Origin of the sequence: Streptomyces sp. NPDC051051 (assembly GCF_040682975.1) — a bacterium.
In the GTDB taxonomy this organism is placed as follows: Bacteria; Actinomycetota; Actinomycetes; order Streptomycetales; family Streptomycetaceae; genus Streptomyces.
In genome coordinates this window covers 90,424-110,152 of record NZ_JBFBCB010000022.1, presented here as the reverse complement: position 1 = coordinate 110,152, position 19,729 = coordinate 90,424, and the positions used below count along the sequence as shown (strand labels likewise).

The following is a 19,729-nucleotide window of genomic DNA, read 5'->3' as shown; positions in this document are numbered from 1 at the left end:
GCTCCGCCCCCGTGGCCCGGCGGGCCGCCGCCACCGGCCCCGGCCCGCCGGCACGGAAGGAAGGGTGCCACCGGCCCCGGACCGCCCGCCGGCCGGCACCGGAGGCGGGAGCCGGTACCGCAGGTCCCGCCCGTCCGCCCCGCCCGGTTCGGAAGGAAGCAGCCCGCGATGCGTCTCCCCCCGCCCGACCACGCCCTCAGCCCCCGTACCGGTCTCACCCGCGCCCACTGGGAGGCGGCCGCCGACGCCCTGCTGGCCGCCGTCGAGCCCTACGCCACCGCGGATCGCGCCCTCTACCACCTTCCCGGCGACCGCGCGAGCTGGTCGGGACGCCTCAGCGACGGCCTGGAGGGATACGCCCGCACGCTGCTCCTGGCGGCCTTCCGGCGCGACGAGACGGCCCTGGAGCGCTACGCCGACGGCCTCGCGGCGGGCGTCCGCGGAGTCTGGCCCCGCATCGAGGACCGCGGCCAGCCACTGGTCGAGGCGGCGTCGATCGCCCTCGCGCTCCGGCTGACCCGACCGCAGCTGTGGGACCGGCTGGACGACGGCGTACGGCAGCGGACGGCGGACTGGCTGGGCGACGCCCTGACCGCCGAACCGTGGCCTTGCAACTGGGAGCTGTTCCCGGTGACCGTCGGCGGTTTTCTGCGTACGGTCGACCGGACCTCGGATGCCGCCCGCAAAGCGATCGACCGGGGCCTGGAACGCATCGAGCGCTGGTACGTCGGCGACGGCTGGTACACCGACGGCGCCGGCCGCGCCTTCGACCACTACAACGGCTGGGCGATGCACCTCTACCCGGTCCTGCACGCCTGGCTCGACGACGACCCCCGGCTGCTGGAGCTGTACGGCGGCCGGCTCGCACGGCATCTCACCGACTACGCACGCCTGTTCGGCGGCGACGGCGCCCCGATGCGCCAGGGCCGCTCCCTCACCTACCGCTTCGCCACCACGGCCCCGCTGTGGCTGGGCGCCCTGACCGGCCACACCCCGCTGTCACCCGGCGAGACCCGTCGCCTGGCCTCGGGGGCGCTGCGGTACTTCCTCCAGCGGGGCGCGGTCGACGAGCGGGGACTGCTGACCCTCGGCTGGCACGGACCCGACCCGGACGTCCTGCAGGGGTATTCGGGCCCGGCGTCCCCCTACTGGGCGAGCAAGGGATTCCTGGGCCTGCTGCTTCCGCCCGAGCACGAGGTGTGGACGGCGCGGGAGGAACCCGCGCCGGTGGAACGGACGGACGCGGTCACGCCCCTGTCCGCCCCCAACTGGCTGGTGCAGTCGACCCGTTCGGACGGGCTGGTCCGCCTCCACAACCACGGCAGCGAGGACGTCCGCTACGACCCGTACTACACGCGGCTCGCCTACTCGACGGCGACGGCGCCCACGGCGGACACCTCGGCACCGTACGACAACAGCGTGGTCGTCGGGGGCGATCCCCGCCGCACCGGGATCGAACCGCTGGGGGTGGGGGACGGCTGGGCGGCGTCGCGGCACACGGCGGGCTGCGGAGCGCGGGTGACCAGTGTGGTGCTCGCACGCGGGGCCGTGGAGGTGCGGGTGCACCTGGTGGCCGGTGCGGAACCCGGAACACCGGTGCGGGTGACCGGCTGGGCGACGGCGGAGGAGGACGGCGTGCGGGCCGAACTCGTGCCCGTCGCGGGCCTGGACGACTCGCTCACCGGTGTCACCGGTGTCACGGGTGTCACCGGGGACGTCGGCTCGCTGTTCGTCGCCCTCGCCCGCCTCACCGGCGAGCCGGACCCGGTTCCGCTGCAGGAGTCCGTGTCGGTGCGGACGACGGACGCGGCGGACGGGATCCTCCACGTCCGCTTCGGCGAGGGGCCCGAGGTCCGCGTGACCGTCTCGCCGGACGCGGTACGGGTCACCGGTGCGTCGGGGACGGACGGGCCGCCGGCTTCCGGGACGTGAGGCGGACGGCCGCGAGCGTGCCGGTGCGCCCGTTGCCCCGCGGAGGCGGTTGCACGAGAATCCCGGCATGACTTCCAAGATCCGTCACGTGACGATCGACAGCGCGGACGCCTACGGCCTGGCGAAGTTCTGGTCCGCGGCCCTCGGCGAGCCCCTCCACGAGGACGACCGTCCCGGCGACGAGGAGGCGCTCATCGAGGGTGCCGGCCTGCTCTTCGTGACGGTCCCCGAGCGGAAGACCGTCAAGAACCGCGTGCACCTCGACCTCCAGCCGCAGGACCGCACCCGCGACGAGGAGGTCGACCGCCTGCTCGCCCTCGGCGCCGGCCTGGTCGCCGACCACCGCCGACCGGACGGCAGCGGGTGGGCGCTCCTCGCGGACCCGGAGGGCAACGAGTTCTGCGTGGAGCGGAGCGCGGCGGAGCGGGCGGGCTGAGGCCGGCCGGCCCGACGGCCGTCGCCGCGCGAAACGCCGTTCCCCGACCCCCTGCGTGGTTCCCCGACCCCCTGCGTGGTTCCCCGATCCCCTGCGTGGTTCCCCGATCCCCTGCGTGACGGATCCTCGCCGCCGCCCGAGGAAGCCGGTCACTCTCCGGTGGGCCAGTGCGTCAGGGCCGTGTGCAGGGCTTCGACCGCCTTGTCCCACGAGCGCTGGACGTCGCGGGGCGCGCCGAAGCCGCCGCCCGCCTCCAGGGTGCAGTAGCCGTGGAAGGTGCTCCGCAGCAGACGTACGGCGTCGGTGAGGTCGGGTTCCTCGAGGCCGTACGCGCGGAGCATGCCGTAGGTGATCTCGGCGGTGCGGCGGAAGGCCGGGGCTTCGGCGACCAGGGTCTGGTCCATGGGGATCTGGGTGGCGGCGTACCGTCCCGGATGCTGCAGCGCGTACTCGCGGTAGGCGCCGGCGAAGGCCGCGAGGGCCTCCTTGCCGGAGCGGCCCGCGACGGCCGGTGCGATCCGGTCGATCAGCTCGGCGCCCGCGTACAGCGCGAGGCGGGTCCGCAGGTCCTGGATGTTCCGGACGTGCGAGTACAGGCTCGCGTCCTTGACGCCGAAGCGGCGGGCCAGCGCGGAGAGGGTGACGTTGTCGAACCCGGCCTCGTCTGCGAGGTCGGCGGCGGCCGTGACCAGGAGGTCCGCGGTGAGGCCGGCTCGGGGCATGGGGGACGCCTTGTTCGTCGGGGGCCGTGGTCGGTCGGGGAGGATCCTAAGGGCTGTCCCGATGCGGCGCCTTCGCGGTGAATGCGGCGTGATCATGGTCACTGCCCCCGGTGGAAGCATGTGGGTCGCTTGTGGAAGCGCTGAGGGATCGTTGAGAACGTCCCCATTCGTGAACAGCGGGAAGGCGCGCACAGGTGGTCGGCAGATCCTCCGAAGAGTCCGGGAACGACGGTTCGTCCATCTCCGACGAGGACCTGCGGGCGTTCCTCCGGGAGAGCGAGTGGGGCGCGCCCGACTCCGCCCCGAAGGAGCCTTCCGCCTGTGCCCGCATGGTCACCGAGAGGCTGCGCCGGCAGGACTCCCGCGGTGAGGCGCCCCAGCCGTGGCGAGGCGGCCCCGACCCGGGTGCCCGCCGTCGGCGGCGGCAGGTGTGGCCCTTCCTCGGCGTCGCCCTGGCCCTCTGCGCTCTGGCGGTGTCGCTGAAGCCGTCGCTGCTGCCCGGCGACCCCCTCGGACCGGGAGGGCCCAAGGGCGTGACGGTGACGCCGCTTCCGGCGGAGACCGCCGCTCCCACCGCCGCTCCCGCTCCGGCGCCGAAGGAAGTCCCCACGCTCGACCGGCCGTTCGCCGGCTCGCCCGCGCTCGGCTGGGCCGACGGCGAGGCCGGGATCGTCCCGCCGGCGGCGAAGGCGGTCGGCTCGGTCCCGAAGGAACGCGTCGCGGAGGCCCTGCGGTTGACCAAGGAGCTGCTGATCGCCGCGAATCTCGACCCGGGGACCCTGCGCGGTGAGCGGCCCGAGGCCGCGCTGGCGCTCCTCGACCCGGGGCAACCGCACCTGCTCGACGACCTGAACGGCTTCCTGCGCTCCCCGGACGAGGACCACGACCCCCTCGGCCTGTTCAGCCGTTTCGACCCCGCAGAGGTGCGGCTCGTCGGCGGGGTGGTCAAGACCCGCGGGCGCATGACGGTCGGGAAGGGGAAGTACGCCGGGGTCGCCGTCCACGCCGACTACACCTTCGTCTATCCGGTCTCCCGGGCCGACGGCAGCACCGAGGTGACGCGCACGATCGTCCGCCGCTCCCTCGACGCCGAACTCCCCGACCCCGCCCGGTACGACGTCACCCCCGGCCGACTGACCCTCGTCACGTACAACGGCGACTTCGGCAACGACGCCTGCGACGTCGACGACGGTTTCCTGCACCCCCGGTTCCCGAGCGCGGAGGCGACGGCGCCCCCTCCCACCGGCCCGGCCAAGGACCCGTACGACCGCAGCAGGAGCTTCGAGGAGGGCCTCTCCGACTGCGCCACGTCGACCCGCGTCTGACGTCGGCGGCAGCCGCCCTCGACGGCTTCCGGCCACGACCGTGCCGGCCGCCGGAACCGCCGGTGCCCCGGTACGGGGCACCGGGACCGTCCCGCAGAATCCGAACCGCGACCCGGGCCCCCACGGGGCCTGTCCGCGCCGGCGGCCTCAGCCGGCCGGTGCGTACACCACCCCCAGCTTGTCCACCTCGACCCCGGCGCGGCCCGTGAAGCCGACGATCTGCCAGCCGGCCGGGGCGGTGAAGGTCCTCGCGTCGGCGGTCGCCGTGCCGGTCGACAGGGTGCGGCCCCTGTCGGTAGTGAAGGACGCCGAGAAGACGCGCGTACGGCCGTCCTTCTGACCCTGCGTCAGTCTGACGGACGTGAGGTGCTCACCCGCCGCCAGGGTCAGCGAGGTGGCCGTGCCGCCGGTGCCGCCGTGGGTGAGGACCGTACCGCCGTCGTGGGTCAGGGAGACGGCGTCCACGCGGGAGCCGCCGCGCAGCGTGAGGGTGCGGGGGGCCGGGACGGCCGGCAGGTCGTCCGCGTCGGTGAACGCCGTGCCGTGGGGGCCGCCGAAGAAGTCGCTCGCCCGCAGGCCGGAGCCGAGGGTGTAGGAGAAGTCCACCGTGTGGGGGAAGTGGTCGGAGAGGTTGCCGCCGGCGGAGTCCAGGAAGGACGCCCACGCGTTCCGGTACCGGGTGGCGTCGAGCGACAGGAGCCTGCTGCCGCGGTAGAGGACCTTGTCCACCACCTCGCAGTCGTTCGTCGGGGCCGTCGTCGGGCAGACCAGCGCGTCCGCGCCCTGGGCCGGCGGCGTACCGCCCTTGACCAGCTTCACCCAGGGGTCGGTGAGCCCGTTCTCGGTGACGAGGGTGCGGATGTTGTCCTCGGCGCGGGTGTAACGGGTGTTGGTGTCACCCATCACGATCACCGCGTTGCCGGACGAGTTCGCCTGGATGAAGTCCGACAGCTGCTCGATGTTGGCGCGTCGGGCGGCCATCGCGTCGTCCGTCGAGTCGGCGTTGGTGTGCACGTTGTACAGGTCCAGGAAAACGCCTTCGGCAAGCCGCACCCGGGCCAGCGAAAAACCCTTCGGGGTGAGGCAGTTGGTGCCCGTGCAGGCGTTCCACCGCACCCGCTCGAAGTCCTCGAAGGCGTGGTCGGAGAGGGTGTTGAGGCCGTCGCCGAACGGGACGCCGCCGCTCGTCGCGGTCCGGTGGGGGTGGTCGTCCCCCGCGTACAGCGCCGCGTGGTAGTTGAAGTCCTCCTGGACGTTGACGATGTCGTACGCCCCCAGCCGCGGCGAGATCAGGGGGGTGTTGGTCGCCGGACGGCCCGAACTCAGGCCCTCGGGCAGACCCGCCACGTTGTAGGTGAGCACGTTGAACGAACCGGTGGTGGCCGCCGCGGCGGCGGGCGCGGCGGCCGCGGTGGGCGTCGCGCCCGTGGCCGTGAGGCCGGTGAGGGCGAGCGTGGCGGCCGCGAGGGTGCCGAGGAGTCGTCGTCTCATGGTGGGGGTGTCTCCCGGTGGGGGGCGGACTGCTGGGGAAGATGAACGCTGCTCAGATTCGGTGGTGATCAGTCTGACGGGAAAGGGCAGTTGGGGGAACAGTGGAAGACGGGGCGAGCCGCCGTGTCCGGGTCGGCCACCGCTCACCCCCCGGTCGTTCAAAATTCACGTTTCGCCCCGATTCTCCTCACGCGGCGTGCACGCGCCGCGGAAGGCAGCCGCGGAAGGCAGCGGCAACCGGGAGGGCGCCATGGGACACGGGCACGGACACGCGCACGGCCACCACCATCACGGACACGAGCACCACCACGACCACGAGGCGGCCACCGGGCTGCCCGCCGCCTTCGACACCGCCGTGCCCGACGAGGCCCTCAGCCCCGAGCAGCGGTCCCGCCGGTCGCTGCTGCGCCGCGCCGGTCTGCTCGGCGCCGGTCTCGCCGCCGGAAGCGTCCTCGGCCAGACGGCCGCGACTCCGGCCGCCGCCGCCCCGGCGGCCCCGGCCCGCGGCGGCCGCCGCTCCACGGGCTTCCTCTGGCTGGCCGGCGACCACCACATCCACACCCAGTACAGCAGCGACGGCAAGTACCGCGTCGTCGACCAGGTCCGGCAGGGCGCCCGGCACGGCATGGACTGGCTGGTCATCACCGACCACGGCAGCACCACGCACGCCAGGATCGGCGTCGAGAAGGTCAACCCGGACATCAAGGAGGCCCGGGCCGCGCACGAGGACACCCTCGTCTTCCAGGGCCTGGAATGGAACATCCCGGGCGCCGAACACGGCACCGTCTTCGTCCACCCGGGGCGCAACGAGGTCTCCGTCCTGAAGCAGTTCGAGACCGACTACGACGGCAGCGTCAAGGGCGCCTCCGACTCGACGCCCGCCAACGAGGCCCTCGCCGTCGCCGGACTCGCCTTCCTCGGCGAGCAGGTCCGCCGCCGCAAGGTCAAGGACGTGCTGATGCTCGCCAACCACCCGGCGCGGCGCGGCGTCGACTCCCCGCACGAGATCCGCGCCTGGCGCGACGCGACGCCCGCGAGCCACCGGATCGCCGTCGGCTTCGAGGGCGCGCCCGGCCACCAGGCCGCCGGCCTGCCCGCCCCGCTCGGCATGGGCCGCGCCCGCGGCATCTACGACAACAACCCCGGTGCGAACTCCTTCCCCGGCTACCCGCTGGAGAGCTACCGCACCTGGGGCGGCTTCGACTGGATGACGGCCACCGTCGGCGGACTGTGGGACAGCCTCCTCGCCGAGGGCAAGCCCTGGTGGATCACCGCCAACTCCGACTCCCACCAGGTCTACGCCGACACCGCCGTGCGCGGCCCCGGCGGCGACTTCGGCACCGACGGCCGCTACCGGGACCCGGTCTACGGCGGCAGGATCGACATCACCCAGGGCGACTACTGGCCCGGCCAGTACAGCCGTACCCACGTCGGCTCCGACGGCTTCTCCTACGCCGCCGTCATGGACGGCATCCGCGCCGGACGCGTCTGGGTCGACCACGGGCAGCTCGTCGACGGGCTCGACGTGCGGGTGGCCGGCGGCGGCCGCTGGGCCACCCTCGGCGGCGCCCTGCACGTGAAGAAGGGCACGTCGGTGAAGCTGACGGTCGACGTGGCGCTCGCCGCCGGCGCCAACTGGGCGGGCTTCGTGCCCGAGCTGGCCCGGGTGGACGTCATCCAGGGCGACGTCACGGGCCCGGTCGCCGACAAGGACACCTTCACCGCGCCGACCGCCAAGGTCGTCCGCACCTACGAGGTCGACAGGACGACCGGGACGGTACGGCTCAGCTACGACCTGGGACGGGTGGACCGGCCGGTCTACGTCCGGCTGCGCGGCTCGGACGGCAACCGCAGCGCCGTCGGCGCGATGGGCGCGGCCGTCGACCCGGCGGGCCCGGCCATCGACGTCGTCGGTGACGCCGACCCGTGGGCCGACCTCTGGTTCTACACCAACCCGGTCTGGGTCCTGCCGTCGTGACACCGCCCCACCGCGAGCCGTCGCCCCGCACGCCGTACGCCCTGACGGTGGACGCCGGTTCGCGTGACCTGCGTGCCGCCGATCACCTGCTCCGCGCCCTAGCGGCGGAACTCGACCTCGCGGAAGGGGTGTTCGGCTGCACCCACCTCCTGCGGGACGAGCGGCCGCGGGTCGCCGTCTCCCTCGCACCGGAGACGGCGGCGGAGCTGGACGACCTGCGGGCGCGGCTGGTGGCCCGGGGGTACGAGGTGGGCGAGGGCACGCCGGACCCCGTGGGCCGCGCGGTGCTGTACCGCGGGGCGGACCGGCTGCGCGGCACGACGACGGTCGGGGAGCTGCTGTCCGGGTCCGCGATCGACCGTGTCACGGTACTGGGTGCTCCGGATGAACCGGCCTTTTCGGTAATCCTGGTGACGAACGATCATGTTCGCCCGCAGTGGCAGGACGGCGAGCTGGTGCTCGCCGCGATGCCCGCCGCGGGCGGCACCCTGGCCCCCTTCGAGGTGCCCGAACCGACGCCCTGCTGCGCGGACCACTGAGGTCAGCGCAGCTTGCGGCGGGCTCGGCGCGGTCGGTGCGGCGCGTCCAGCTCACCGACCGCCGCCCGCACGTGCGCGGGGCCCCCGGGAGCGCGGCCGCCCGCACACCACCACACCGCTCGGCCGTCCTCCTGGCCCGCGTGCATTCCGAGGCCGTGCTCGCCGCAGACCGGCCAGACCTGCCACAGGCACTCCAGCACGGTCTCCTGCGCGGCCTCGGCGACCTCGGCGAGCGCGGTGTCGGGATCGGACGCGGAGCCGTGCCAGAGGTGGTTGCCGTGCCAGCGGCCGTCGGGCAGGGCGACGTACACGTGCTCGCGCCCCGCCCCGTCCTCGGCCTCCTCCTCGTCCCAGGACGGCAGGGCCAGCAGCCGCAGGGGACCCCGGCCCGGGAGCAGCGCGTCCAGGTCCCGGTTCACGACCGTCAGCGCCTCCTCCCACAGCGGAAACTCACCGGGCCGGACGGGGCGGGGACTGTCGGGAGAGCCGTTCATGCAGGTCATCGTGGACCACGACAGCCCTCGGCGGTAGTCGTTTCCCTCGGCCGGCCGGGGATGCCGGCCGGCCGGGGAACCGCCCGGTGCGCCGGTTCAGCCGGTCGCCGCGAAGACGAAGGAGAACTCGGCGGGGCCGGCGTTCAGGAAGTACCGGGGCAGTGGGCCCGGACCGCAGGACTGGGAGCCGATGCCGTGCTGCCCGTGGTCGAGGTTGACCCACACGGTCGGGCCGGGCACCAGGTCGGTGCGGTGCCGGGCCGCGTCGAGCTGTTCGTTCGTCCAGCGCCGGGCGCTGAACCAGAACTCCGGGTCGCCCTCGATGCGCAGGCCGCCGATCTCCGCCCACCGGACGTCGGCACGGGCGCCGTTCTCCTGCGGACGGACGTACGGCGTCTGCAGACCGTCCACGGTCGACTGCCAGCGGCCGACCATCGACGCCGCCCGGGTGTCGGGGTACGCCTCGCCGGGCCCGCCGCCGAACCAGGTCACCCGGTCGGCCTCCGAGAGCCCGAAGCGGATGCCCAGCCGGGGCAGCGGCAGCGTCCAGTCGCCCTCGGGCGACACGGACACCGTCAGCTTCAGCCGGCTGCCGTCGGAGGTCCAGCGGTACACCGCGGCGAGTCCGGCCTCGCGGCCGGCCGGCGCCACCCTGGTCCGTACCGTCAGAGCGTCGTCGCCGGACTCGACACCGTCCAGCCGGTGTCGCATGCGGTGCAGGCCCAGCCCGCGCCACAGCACGCCGTAGCGGGTGTCCGACTGCCACGCGGCGCCGTCGTCGTTGTCGGTGGGGGCCCGCCAGACATCGAGGCGCAGCCCCTCCACGGGTACCCCGCCGATCGACGTCGGCGCGCCGGTGCGGGCGTCGAAGACGCCCGGTCCGAGGGTGATCAGCCGTTCACCGGCCACCGGGGCGCGGTCCGGGGTGACGGACGGCAGCGGACGGGGGGCCGCCGCGACCTGCCCCCACGCCACCTGATGGCCCTTCGCCGCCCACGCGGTGTCGGCCGACAGCAACGCCCGCACGGTCCACCACGACTCGGCGCCCCGCGCGTCCACCGGCGGCTCCGGCAGCTCGACGTCGGCCGACTCGCCGGGCGCCAGCGGCGGCACGTCCAGCGTGCCCGTCCCGGCGCTCTCGCCGTCCACCAGGTACGACCACTCGAAGGTGAGCGCCGAAAGACCGGCGAAGTCATGGGCGTTGCGCACCCGTAGGGTGCCGGCGGCGCCGTCGCCCTCGATCCGGACCGGTTCGATCACCTTCTTGAACTCGACGAGTCCGGGGGAGGGGGTGCGGTCCGGGAAGAGCAGTCCGTCGCAGACGAAGTTCCCGTCGTGCAACTCCTCGCCGAAGTCGCCGCCGTACGCGTAGCCGTGGCGGTCGTCCTCGATGCCGTGGTCGATCCACTCCCAGACGAAGGCGCCCTGGAGACGCTCGTGTGCCTCGAACAGCCGCTGGTAGTCGGCGAGTCCACCGGGGCCGTTGCCCATGGCGTGGCCGTACTCGCAGAGGACGAAGGGCAGTCGGCGCCGCTTGGCCGTGCCGCCGTCCAGGCCGCGGCCTATGCGCTCCACCTCGTCGTGGGAGGCGTACATGCGGGAGTACACGTCGGTGTCACGGCAGCCGAGGTCGCCCTCGTAGTGGACGAGGCGCGAGGCGTCGCGGCCGCGGATCCACTCGGCCATGGCGGTCAGCCCGCGGCCGGTGCCGGCCTCGTTGCCCAGCGACCACATCACCACCGACGGGTGGTTCTTGTCCCGCTCCACCATGCGGGCGGCGCGGTCGAGGAGTGCCGGGGTCCAGCGGTCGTCGTCGACGGGGTTGTCGCGCCAGTCCTGCTCGACGAATCCGTGGGTCTCCAGGTCGCACTCGTCGATCACCCACAGGCCGTACTCGTCGCACAGGTCGAGGAAGGCGGGGTGCGGCGGGTAGTGGGAGGTGCGGACGGCGTTGATGTTGTGCCGCTTCATCAGCAGCACGTCCTCGCGCATCGTCTCCAGGTCGAGCGCGCGGCCCCGCACGGGATGCCACTCGTGCCGGTTGACGCCCTTGAACAGCACGGCCGTGCCGTTCACCTTGATCAGGCCGTCGTCCAGGGAGACGGTGCGGAAACCGATGCGCAGCGGGATCCGCTCGCCCGCGGTCACCAGCTCGCCGTCGTACAGCCGGGGCGTCTCCGCGTTCCACGGCTCGACGGGCACCGTCACCGGCTCGCCCGTCGCGACATCGATGTCCAGGGCGGGCACGGCGACCCGTCCCGCGACGTCGGAGTCGACGCGCAGGGTGCCCTCGCCCGTCACGTGGTCGTAGGAGGCGTGCACGAAGAAGTCGCGGGCGCTGCCCGCCGGGCGGTGCAGCAGCGTCACGTCACGGAAGATGCCCGGCAGCCACCACTGGTCCTGGTCCTCCAGGTACGTGCCCGCCGACCACTGGTGGACCCGGACCGCCAGCACGTTGCCCGCCGCCCTCAGCAGGTGGCCGACCGCGAACTCGTGCGGCAGCCGCGAGCCCTTGAACTCGCCGATGTCCGTGCCGTTCAGCCAGACCCGGGCACAGGACTCCACGCCGTCGAAGCGCAGGACCGCGTCACCCTCCCCGAGGGCGGGCCAGTCCTCGGGCAGGTCGAAGACCCGCAGATGGTCACCCGTCGGGTTCTCCGTCGGCACCCGCGGCGGGTCGACCGGGAAGGGGTAGAGGTGGTTGGTGTAGATGGGGGAGCCGTGCCCCTGGAGGACCCAGTGACCGGGGACGGCGACCTCGGCCCAGTCCCCGGCGTCATGACCCTCAGCGGCGAACGACTCGTCCTGCGCGTCGGCCGTCGCCGACAGGCGGAAGCGCCAATTGCCGTTCAACGAGAAAGACTTCGCGTCCGACGACGCGTACCAGGCGCGGGGCGGGAGGGCCCCGGAGCCCGGTGACACGTCCTCGACGTAGTGGACGGACGACGGGGAGCCCTCCGCTCGGGCGACGCCGGGAGCGGGGGAGGTGCGCAAAGACATCGGTCTCCTTGCTCAGCCCTTGATGCCTGTCTGGGCGATCCCTTGCACCAGCCAGCGCTGGAGGAAGAGGAACACCAGCAACAGGGGCAGGATGGAAATGGCCGTGGCCATGAAGATCAGGTGGTAGTTGACGGTCTGGTTGGTCATGTACGACGACAGCGCGACCTGCACCGTCCAGGCGCTCGGGTCCTGCCCGATGACCAGCGGCCACAGGAAGGAGTTCCAGCCGTTGATGAAGGTGATGGTCGCCATCGCGGCGAAGAAGTTCAGCGAGTTGGGGACGACGACGCGCCAGTACGCGCCCCAGTGGCCGAGTCCGTCCACGCGCGCCGCCTCCTCCAGCTCCTTGGGGAACCCCAGGAAGTACTGCCGGAACAGGAAGCAGGTGAAACCACTGAAGAGGCCCGGAACGATCAGACCGCGGTAGGAGTCGATCCAGCCGAGGGACGACACCAGGACGAACCCGGGCACGAACGTGACGGCGGTGGGGACCATCAGTGTGAACAGGACGCCGTAGAACACCTTGTCGGCGTGCCGGTAGGGGATCCGGGCCAGGCCGTAGCCGGCCAGGGAACACACCAGCAGCGTGCCGACGGTGTGCAGGACGCCGACGACCAGCGAGTTCCACAGGGCCCGGCCGAAGTCGACCGTCGGGTCGTCGAACGGCTCGGTGACGTTGCCCCACTGGACGTCGGCGGGGAAGAACGTCCACTCCTCGCCGGTGATCTCCGGGTCGGTGGCCAGCGCGTTGCGGACGAGGACGTAGAACGGGATCAGGAAGAGGACGGTGGCGAGGCCGACGGCGACGTACAGTCCGGCGGAGCCCATCACCCCGCGGGCGCGCCGGCCGGGGTGCACCGGCCGCGCGGCCGGATCGGTCCTGGTCGTCCCGGTGGCGGTCACGGTCACTCGGTCACCTCGGTTGCGGTCACTTGGACTCCTCACCCCTTCCGAAACCCATGATCCTTCCCTGGAAGAGGGTGACGAGGACGATCAGCAGGGTGAGGATCACCGCGCCCGCACTGCCCGCCCCGTAGTCCTGGCTCTCGCCCAGGGCGGTGTAGTACAGCTCGACCAGCGGCGGCCGGCCCCAGGTGGTCTTCGACAGCAGGTTGAAGAACTCGTCGAAGGCCTGGTAGGCGGCGACCAGCAACAGCAGGATCACCGCCGTCGAGGTCGCCCGCAGCTGCGGCAGTGTGATGTGCCGGAAGGTCTGCCAGCCCGGTCGGGCGCCGTCCAGGGCGGCCGCCTCGTACAACTCGCCCGGGATGTTCTGCAACGCGGCCAGGAAGAGGATCATGTAGAACCCGGATTGCAGCCACAGCCGCGCGGTGACGATGACCAGCCAGTACCAGGGCGGGTCGGGGTCGGCGAGCCAGGCGACGTTCTCGGCGCCGAACCAGCCGATCACCGTGTTCGCCAGGCCGAACCGGACACCGTTGAAGAGGGACATCTTCCAGATCAGCGAGGCTGCGACGTAACTGCACGCCGTCGGCAGGAAGAAGACCGACCGGAAGAACGCCCGCATGAACCGCAACCGGTTCACCAGCAGGGCGAGCCCCAGCGACAGCGCCCAGGTGGTCGGCACGATGATCGCGGCGAACACGGTGAAGGTGACGAGGGCACCGGTGAAGTTCCCGTTCTCCAGCATGTACCGGTAGTTGTCGAACCCGACGAACGTACTGGGCGTGACGGTGAACCGGGCCTCGAAGAAGCTGAGCCAGACGCTCCAGCCGATCGGGACGTAGACGAAGATCAGCAGGCCGATCAGGAACGGCCCGGTGAAAAGCCAGAAGTTGAGGGTGGCGCTGCCCCTGGGCCCGCGCCGCGGCCGGGACTTCGCGGGACCGGCCCCGGCGGGCCGCGCGAGGTCGCGCGTGGTGGTCGTCGACATGGCGTGGTCCGTCCCGCCGCCTATCCGAAGAGCTTCTCGAGTTCGGCGCCGACGACCTTGTCGCACGTGTCGAGCGAGGCCTCCGGGTCACCGTCCTTGCGCACGCAGTCGGCGAACACGTCCTCGGTCGCCTTGATCATGGCCTGCGTCCAGCCGATGTTGTCGAAGTGCCCGTACTCGCTGAACAGCTTGACGCCCTCGGCCGGCAGACCGGACTTGAGCTTGTCGGCGGACCGGGCGATCGAGGTGCGCGGCGGGATGTGGAAGCCGTAGGAGAGGGCCCAGTCCTCCTGGTGCTTCCGCTGGTCGATCCACAGCCACTTCACGTACTCCCTGGCCTCCTCGGCCCGGTCGCTCTTGGCGTTCACGAACATCGACCAACCGCCGTTGTAGACGGCGGGCTTGCCGGCGTCGCCGACCTTGGGGAAGGGGAAGACGCCGAGGTCGTCGCCGAGGGCCTGCTGCATCGCCGGCATGGCCCACATGCCGCAGAACTGGATGGCGGTCAGGCCCTGGTTGAGGGCGGAGGGGTCCCAGTAGTCGGCCGGTGCGTCCAGGAGCAGGTCGCCGCTGGTGAACAGCTTCCGCATCTTCCTCAGACCCTCGACCACGCCGTCCGTGTGGTAGGCGGGCCGGTTGCCGGCGTCGAGGGTGTCGGCGCCGGCCGCCCAGATCATCGGGCGGATGACGGCCTGCAGCGTGTTCCCGAGGTAGACGCCCTTGACCTTGTCCGTGGTGAGCCCGGCGGCGGCCTCGACCAGTTCGTCGAGGGTCTGCGGCACGCCCATGCCGGCCTTCTCCAGCAGCGACTTGCGGTAGAAGAAGAACTGCGGGTCGTCGATCATCCGGACGCCGTAGACCTTCCCGTCGACCGTGTGCGACTGGATGTCGGCCTGGTTGAAGTCGTCCTTGACCGGCTCGACGATGTCGGTGAGATCCGCGACCTGCCCGCTCCTGACCAGCTGGATCTGCGGGTGGAACTCGAACAGGTCGGGCGCGCTGTCGGTGAGCAGGCTCGCGAACAGCTTGCTCTCGAAGTTCGACCCGGTGATCCACTGGGTGGACACCTTCGCCCCGTCGTACGCGGCCGCGTACTTCTTGACGGCCTGTTCGGTCCCCGCCTCCCCGTAGGCGTGGAAGTACTGCACGAGGCCGCCCCCCGAACTGCCGCCGCCACGCCCGTTGTTGCTGCCGCAGGCGGCCAGCGTGCCGGCGGCGGCCATGCCTGCCGCGGCCCGGAAGAGGGACCGGCGGGACCAGTTGCGGTTGCTCATTGCCGACATGTGACGTCCTTGTCTCGAGTACGGCTGCGGCTCGTGCGGCATCAGCGTCAGAGGGCTCGAAAAGGCGTTGCGGTGCGGGACGTTAACCTTCGGCTAATGCTTCGGCAAGGGGTTGGACGAAGCCCGTTCGAAGTGTTGTGCGGTGTTCGGGATGCCGGACGCGAGGAGGGGCGGTCAGTGGACCGCCCCCGGTGCCCGCCCCGCCTCTCGTGCGCGTCAGGCCGACGGTGCCGTGGGGGAAGCCGCGCGTTGCGCGCCCCGTTGCCCCACCGCCTGCAGCGCCCCCTCGAGCGCGAACGTCGCCGCGCCCAGACAGACCGGGTCGGTGGGGATCGGCGAGAGGACGATCCTGGTCGAGGCCAGCGGACGCCGCAGCGCATGGCGGGCGACCGCCTCGCGGACCTCGTCGAGGAGGGGATCGCCGAGCCGGGCCGCGACCCAGCTGCTCAGCACGACGACCTCCGGATTGAGGAGGTTCACCAGGTCCGCGATGCCGGCGGACAGATAACGGGCGGTGTCCCGGACCACCTTGACGGCGACCGGGTCACCCGCGGCGACTCCGCGGGCCAGCGCGTCGACGGTGGCGGTCTGGTCCTCCGGGTGCAGCAGCGGGCTGCGCGGGCTGTGTTCGCGCAGGTTCTGCATGATCCCGGGCGCGCCGACGTACGTCTCCACGCACCCGTGGTTGCCGCAGTGGCACAGCCGGCCGTCGAGCACGAGCGTGGTGTGCCCCCACTCGCCGGCGCTGTTGCTGACCCCCCGGTGCAGTGCGCCGCCCAGCACGAGCCCCGCGCCGACCCCGGTGCCGAGATTGACGACGACGGCGTCCCCGTGACCGCGCGCGGCGCCGAACCACAGCTCGGCCACCGCGCAGGCGCGCAGCGGGTTGTCCAGGTGCAGGGGATACGCGAGGTGCGCGCGGAGCAGGTCGCGCAACGGCACGTCGTGCCAGTCCCAGTTGGGCGCGTACTCGGCGATCCCGGTGTCCCGGTCCACCTGCCCGGGCACGCTCACGCCGACCCCGAGCACCCGGGCCGTCTCGACGCCCGCCTGCGCGACGACCCGGTCCACGGCCGCGGCGACATGGGCGACGACCTGCTCCGGGCGGCTCTCACCGGGGCGGATGTCCTCCTCGGTGCGGGCCAGCACGTTCAGCGCGAGGTCGAACAGCTCGACATGGACGTACGTCTCCGCGATGTCCACGCCGATCAGCACGCCCCCGGCGGCGTTGACGGCCACCAGGCCGCGGGGCCGGCCGCCCGCCGAGTCCTCGAAGCCGACCTCCGTGATCATGCGCAGGTCGAGCAGTTCACCGACCAGGGTGGCGACGGTTGCCAGGCTGAGGCCGGTGGCCGCGGCCAGCTCCTGCCGGGAGGTCGGGGACCGGGCGATGATCTGGCGCAGCACCTCGTAGCGGTTCGCGGTGCGGATGTCACGCGAGGTGCGCCTCACCGGAGAGCCCCCTCTCTCTTCCGTGCCGACATCCGACATCCGACCGCCGGCAGTCGGCATCCGACCTGCCGATGTGTCGACTGCCGGCACGCCGGGTCTCGGGGCCGGGACGGCACCGGCGCGGCGTCAGGCTATGGCGTGCGGCACGGTTCGACAAGGGGTTAGGAAAGGGGGTTGACGAAGTCGCGGCCAGGGGCGTGGCTCACGGGCCGAGGACGTCCCGCACGAAGGCGTTGGTGAACGTCCCGGCCGGATCCAGTTCCCGGACCAGTGCCCGGAAGTCGTCGATCCGCGGATACCGTCCGCGCACCGCGGCGGCGGGCAGTTCGTACACCTTGCCCCAGTGCGGCCGGGGCCCGAACGGCTCCAGCACGGCCTCCAGCTCCCGCACCACCGGCAGCACGGCGGCCGTGTCGTCGACCCAGGTGAAGTGCACGGCGACGGAGTCCCGCCCGTGGGCCGGGCTCAGCCACTGCTCGTCGGCGGCGACGGTGCGCACCTCGCAGGTCTGCAGTACGGAGGCGACCGTCTCCCGGACACCGTCGATCGCATGCAGAACGTCGGCGGCGTGCTCGCGCGGCAGCAGGTACTCGCTCTGCAACTCGTTCCCGCTGCTCGGCGTGAATTCCGCGCGGAAGTGCGGCAACCGCTCGTGCCACGGCCCCGGCACCCCGAACTGCTCGGTGCAGTTGACCGCGGGCATCCCCGGCACCGGATGCAGCGCCTCGGCGGCCGGCGCCGCCCACGGGAAGTCGGCCAGGGACCGGTCGGTGCGCCGCTTGAGCCACACCTGCCGGAACCCGGGTGCCCGCCAGTCGGTGAACAGGCTCACGCTGTACGCCGCCGCCGCGACGGTCTCGAAGTCGATTCCTTCCAGGGGGAGTTCGGTGAACAGGTGCTGCTCGACCTCGAAGGCCGGCTCCAGGTCCAGGGTGAGCGCGGTGACGACACCGAGGGCGCCCAGCGAGGTGACGGCCCCGCCGAACCGCTCGTCCCCCCGCCCGATCACGACCGTCGAACCGTCCGCCGTGACGATCTCCACCTCCCGCACCGGCGCCGCGAGGGGACCGTTGCCCACTCCCGAACCATGGGTGCCGGTCGCCACCGAGCCGGCCACCGAGATGTGCGGCAGCGAGGCCATGTTCGGCAGCGCCAGCCCGTGCGCGTGCACCCGCCGGGCCAGCTCGGCGTACCGCACCCCGCCGCCGACCCGCACCGTCCGCGCCGACGTGTCCACCTCGACCTCGGCGGGCAGCGCGCCCAGCGACAGCAGCACCCCGTCCGCGCCCGGCTCGGCGATCGCGTTGAAGGAGTGCCCGCTGCCCAGCACCCGCACCCGCCGGCTCGCCGCGACGAGCGAGCGCAGCGCGTCGAGCGAGGCGGGACGGTGCAGCTCCCCGGCGGCGTACGTGATGTTGCCCGCCCAGTTGGTCACGGTCTCGGCCATGCGGATCGCCCTCCCGAGGAGATCGAGAACCAGGAATTCCCAGGTGGAACCTACCTTGCCCGCAACACGAGGCCCCCGCCCCCACCCCCGCGCGAGCGGGGGCATACCGTGAGGAGTCGTACGCCTGAGCCGGGAGGAGAGACGATGGGCAGCCGTACCGCGCTGGTCGAGGATCTGATGGAGCGGTTTCCGCACGTGCCGCGGGAGGCCGTCTTCAAGGAGGACCTGCTGCGCGGAGGCGTGGCCTTCGACCCCTCCGCGCTCAGCGACAACGAGGGCGGCGAGGTCAAGCCGAAGTCGTACTTCATCTTCTCCTTCGACCACGGCACCCTCCCCGAGCTGGGCGAGGCCGCGCTGCGCCGCCCGCCGGAGGAGATCATCCTCACCGGGGGCCCCTACGACCTGCGGCGCACCGTCGTCTCGGTCCGGGTGAACCCCGCCTCGCCGTACCGGGTGGCGGCCGACGAGGACGGGATGCTCGGTCTCTACCTCGACGGGAAGCGGATCTCGGACGTCGGCGTCCCGCCCATGCCCGAGTACTACCGGCACAAGCTCTCCAACGGGAAGTCCGTCATGGAGGTCGCCCCCACCATCCAGTGGGGCTACCTGATCTACCTGACCGTCTTCCGGGTCTGCCAGTACTTCGGCGCCAAGGAGGAGTGCCAGTACTGCGACATCAACCACAACTGGCGCCAGCACAAGGCCGCCGGCCGGCCGTACACCGGGGTCAAGGACGTCGAGGAGGTCCTCGAGGCCCTGGAGATCATCGACCGCTACGACACCGCGAAGGCCTCCACCGCCTACACGCTCACCGGCGGCGCGATCACCAAGACCGTCTCCGGGCGCGACGAGGCCGACTTCTACGGCCACTACGCCAAGGCCATCGAGGAGCGCTTCCCGGGCCGCTGGATCGGCAAGGTCGTCGCCCAGGCCCTCCCGCGCGACGACGTGCAGCGCTTCAAGGACCACGGCGTGCAGATCTACCACCCCAACTACGAGGTGTGGGACGAGTACCTGTTCAAGATGTACTGCCCGGGCAAGGAGCGCTACGTCGGCCGCGACGAGTGGCACAAGCGCATCCTGGACTCCGCCGAGATCTTCGGCGCGCGCAACGTCATCCCCAACTTCGTGGCGGGCGTGGAGATGGCCGAGCCCTTCGGCTTCAAGACGGTCGACGAGGCGATCGCCTCCACCACCGAGGGCCTGCGCTTCTTCATGTCGCACGGCATCACCCCGCGGTTCACCACCTGGTGCCCGGAGCCGACCACCCCGCTCGGCAAGGCCAACCCGCAGGGCGCGCCGCTGGAGTACCACATCCGCCTGCTCCAGGCGTACCGGGCCACGATGGACGAGTTCGGCCTGGCCTCGCCCCCCGGCTACGGGTTGCCCGGCCCCGGACGTGCCGTCTTCTCCGTCAGCTCCTTCATGGACAGCCTGCCGGCGAACGAGCCCTCGGCCACGGAGGACGAACCCTCGGCGCTCTGAGCACGCCCGGGCCCGGCCACGACGGGTCCGTCACCACGTGGCCGGCCGTTCACGGGTCCGGCCGCGGCCGAAGCCGGTACCGTGGCCGTCGCGGAAGAAGGAGCGCCACCGCATCGAGACGCAGGGCGGCCCGCGTCCGCGCCGGAGGCCCGAGGGCCCCGGCCGGGGGCGCGGGCGGCCCTGTACTGACATCTGAACAGCGCGCTTGTCAGTTGTGCGGAACTCGTGAAAAGCTCTGGCACTGCCGCGAG

At 72.3% G+C, this 19,729-nt stretch carries 15 protein-coding genes; 6 read left to right on the top strand and 9 right to left on the bottom strand.

The features are described 5' to 3' along the window. Positions 1 to 168: 168 nt before the first annotated feature. Both AB0N31_RS18625 and AB0N31_RS18620 read left to right on the top strand, forming a co-directional pair. On the top strand, positions 169 to 1,932 hold the full coding sequence (locus AB0N31_RS18625) for a DUF2264 domain-containing protein (RefSeq protein WP_366059461.1): 1,764 nt from the start codon (positions 169 to 171) through the stop codon (positions 1,930 to 1,932). 67 nt (positions 1,933 to 1,999) lie between these two features. After that, positions 2,000 to 2,368, top strand: coding sequence for a VOC family protein (locus tag AB0N31_RS18620; protein ID WP_366059460.1), 369 nt, complete (start codon positions 2,000 to 2,002; stop codon positions 2,366 to 2,368). Between the two features lie 149 nt (positions 2,369 to 2,517). On the opposite strand, the gene AB0N31_RS18615 is transcribed toward AB0N31_RS18620, so the two are convergent. Continuing rightward, positions 2,518 to 3,090 (bottom strand): TetR/AcrR family transcriptional regulator, encoded by a 573-nt coding sequence (locus AB0N31_RS18615; RefSeq protein WP_366059459.1) that lies wholly within the window; start codon positions 3,088 to 3,090, stop codon positions 2,518 to 2,520. Positions 3,091 to 3,284: 194 nt separating this feature from the next. On the opposite strand from AB0N31_RS18615, the gene AB0N31_RS18610 reads away from it, so the two are divergent. Next, a complete protein-coding gene (locus AB0N31_RS18610; RefSeq protein WP_366059458.1) occupies positions 3,285 to 4,415 on the top strand; it encodes a hypothetical protein in 1,131 nt (376 codons plus the stop codon). Positions 4,416 to 4,562: 147 nt separating this feature from the next. On the opposite strand, the gene AB0N31_RS18605 is transcribed toward AB0N31_RS18610, so the two are convergent. Further along, positions 4,563 to 5,906: a jacalin-like lectin gene (locus tag AB0N31_RS18605; protein WP_366059457.1), complete on the bottom strand. Its 1,344-nt coding sequence runs from the start codon at positions 5,904 to 5,906 to the stop codon at positions 4,563 to 4,565. Positions 5,907 to 6,156: 250 nt separating this feature from the next. Between AB0N31_RS18605 and AB0N31_RS18600 the strand changes: the two genes are divergently transcribed. Together AB0N31_RS18600 and AB0N31_RS18595 are read left to right on the top strand one after the other, a co-directional pair. Next, positions 6,157 to 7,884, top strand: coding sequence for a PHP domain-containing protein (locus AB0N31_RS18600; protein ID WP_366059456.1), 1,728 nt, complete (start codon positions 6,157 to 6,159; stop codon positions 7,882 to 7,884). After that, positions 7,881 to 8,423 carry a hypothetical protein gene (locus AB0N31_RS18595; RefSeq protein WP_366059455.1) on the top strand — a complete coding sequence of 181 codons (543 nt, stop codon included), beginning with the start codon at positions 7,881 to 7,883 and terminating at the stop codon, positions 8,421 to 8,423. Before AB0N31_RS18600 ends, AB0N31_RS18595 begins: the two co-directional genes overlap by 4 nt. A 2-nt stretch (positions 8,424 to 8,425) precedes the next feature. Here the strand turns inward: AB0N31_RS18595 and AB0N31_RS18590 are convergent, their stop codons facing one another. The 7 genes from AB0N31_RS18590 to AB0N31_RS18560 all read right to left on the bottom strand — a co-directional run bounded on the left by AB0N31_RS18590 (position 8,426) and on the right by AB0N31_RS18560 (position 17,993). Continuing rightward, positions 8,426 to 8,917, bottom strand: a complete 492-nt coding sequence (locus tag AB0N31_RS18590; protein ID WP_366059454.1) for a hypothetical protein — start codon at positions 8,915 to 8,917, stop codon at positions 8,426 to 8,428. A 96-nt stretch (positions 8,918 to 9,013) separates the two neighbouring features. After that, positions 9,014 to 11,917 carry a glycoside hydrolase family 2 TIM barrel-domain containing protein gene (locus tag AB0N31_RS18585; RefSeq protein WP_366059453.1) on the bottom strand — a complete coding sequence of 968 codons (2,904 nt, stop codon included), beginning with the start codon at positions 11,915 to 11,917 and terminating at the stop codon, positions 9,014 to 9,016. A 12-nt stretch (positions 11,918 to 11,929) separates the two neighbouring features. Next, positions 11,930 to 12,745 carry a carbohydrate ABC transporter permease gene (locus AB0N31_RS18580; protein ID WP_366059482.1) on the bottom strand — a complete coding sequence of 272 codons (816 nt, stop codon included), beginning with the start codon at positions 12,743 to 12,745 and terminating at the stop codon, positions 11,930 to 11,932. Positions 12,746 to 12,845: 100 nt separating this feature from the next. Next, positions 12,846 to 13,811 (bottom strand): sugar ABC transporter permease, encoded by a 966-nt coding sequence (locus AB0N31_RS18575; RefSeq protein ID WP_366059452.1) that lies wholly within the window; start codon positions 13,809 to 13,811, stop codon positions 12,846 to 12,848. Between the two features lie 20 nt (positions 13,812 to 13,831). After that, positions 13,832 to 15,094: an extracellular solute-binding protein gene (locus AB0N31_RS18570; RefSeq protein WP_366059451.1), complete on the bottom strand. Its 1,263-nt coding sequence runs from the start codon at positions 15,092 to 15,094 to the stop codon at positions 13,832 to 13,834. A 216-nt stretch (positions 15,095 to 15,310) separates the two neighbouring features. Continuing rightward, positions 15,311 to 16,546, bottom strand: a complete 1,236-nt coding sequence (locus AB0N31_RS18565) for an ROK family protein (RefSeq protein WP_366059450.1) — start codon at positions 16,544 to 16,546, stop codon at positions 15,311 to 15,313. A 202-nt stretch (positions 16,547 to 16,748) separates the two neighbouring features. After that, entirely contained in the window at positions 16,749 to 17,993 is a 1,245-nt protein-coding gene (locus AB0N31_RS18560; RefSeq protein ID WP_366059449.1) for a D-arabinono-1,4-lactone oxidase, read from the bottom strand. Between the two features lie 144 nt (positions 17,994 to 18,137). Here AB0N31_RS18560 and AB0N31_RS18555 point away from each other — a divergent pair, with 144 nt between their 5' ends. After that, a complete protein-coding gene (locus AB0N31_RS18555) occupies positions 18,138 to 19,478 on the top strand; it encodes a radical SAM protein (RefSeq protein WP_366059448.1) in 1,341 nt (446 codons plus the stop codon). Positions 19,479 to 19,729 lie beyond the last annotated feature (251 nt).

Bases quoted from the DNA above. Each gene is read 5' to 3' on its own strand.
- AB0N31_RS18590 (WP_366059454.1), bottom strand. From the start codon at position 8,917: ATGAACGGCTCTCCCGACAGTCCCCGCCCCGTCCGGCCCGGTGAGTTT.
- AB0N31_RS18615 (WP_366059459.1), bottom strand. From the start codon at position 3,090: ATGCCCCGAGCCGGCCTCACCGCGGACCTCCTGGTCACGGCCGCCGCC.
- AB0N31_RS18570 (WP_366059451.1), bottom strand. From the start codon at position 15,094: ATGTCGGCAATGAGCAACCGCAACTGGTCCCGCCGGTCCCTCTTCCGG.
- AB0N31_RS18580 (WP_366059482.1), bottom strand. From the start codon at position 12,745: ATGGGCTCCGCCGGACTGTACGTCGCCGTCGGCCTCGCCACCGTCCTC.
- AB0N31_RS18600 (WP_366059456.1), top strand. From the start codon at position 6,157: ATGGGACACGGGCACGGACACGCGCACGGCCACCACCATCACGGACAC.
- AB0N31_RS18560 (WP_366059449.1), bottom strand. From the start codon at position 17,993: ATGGCCGAGACCGTGACCAACTGGGCGGGCAACATCACGTACGCCGCC.
- AB0N31_RS18575 (WP_366059452.1), bottom strand. From the start codon at position 13,811: ATGTCGACGACCACCACGCGCGACCTCGCGCGGCCCGCCGGGGCCGGT.
- AB0N31_RS18555 (WP_366059448.1), top strand. From the start codon at position 18,138: ATGGGCAGCCGTACCGCGCTGGTCGAGGATCTGATGGAGCGGTTTCCG.
- AB0N31_RS18605 (WP_366059457.1), bottom strand. From the start codon at position 5,906: ATGAGACGACGACTCCTCGGCACCCTCGCGGCCGCCACGCTCGCCCTC.
- AB0N31_RS18585 (WP_366059453.1), bottom strand. From the start codon at position 11,917: ATGTCTTTGCGCACCTCCCCCGCTCCCGGCGTCGCCCGAGCGGAGGGC.
- AB0N31_RS18620 (WP_366059460.1), top strand. From the start codon at position 2,000: ATGACTTCCAAGATCCGTCACGTGACGATCGACAGCGCGGACGCCTAC.
- AB0N31_RS18625 (WP_366059461.1), top strand. From the start codon at position 169: ATGCGTCTCCCCCCGCCCGACCACGCCCTCAGCCCCCGTACCGGTCTC.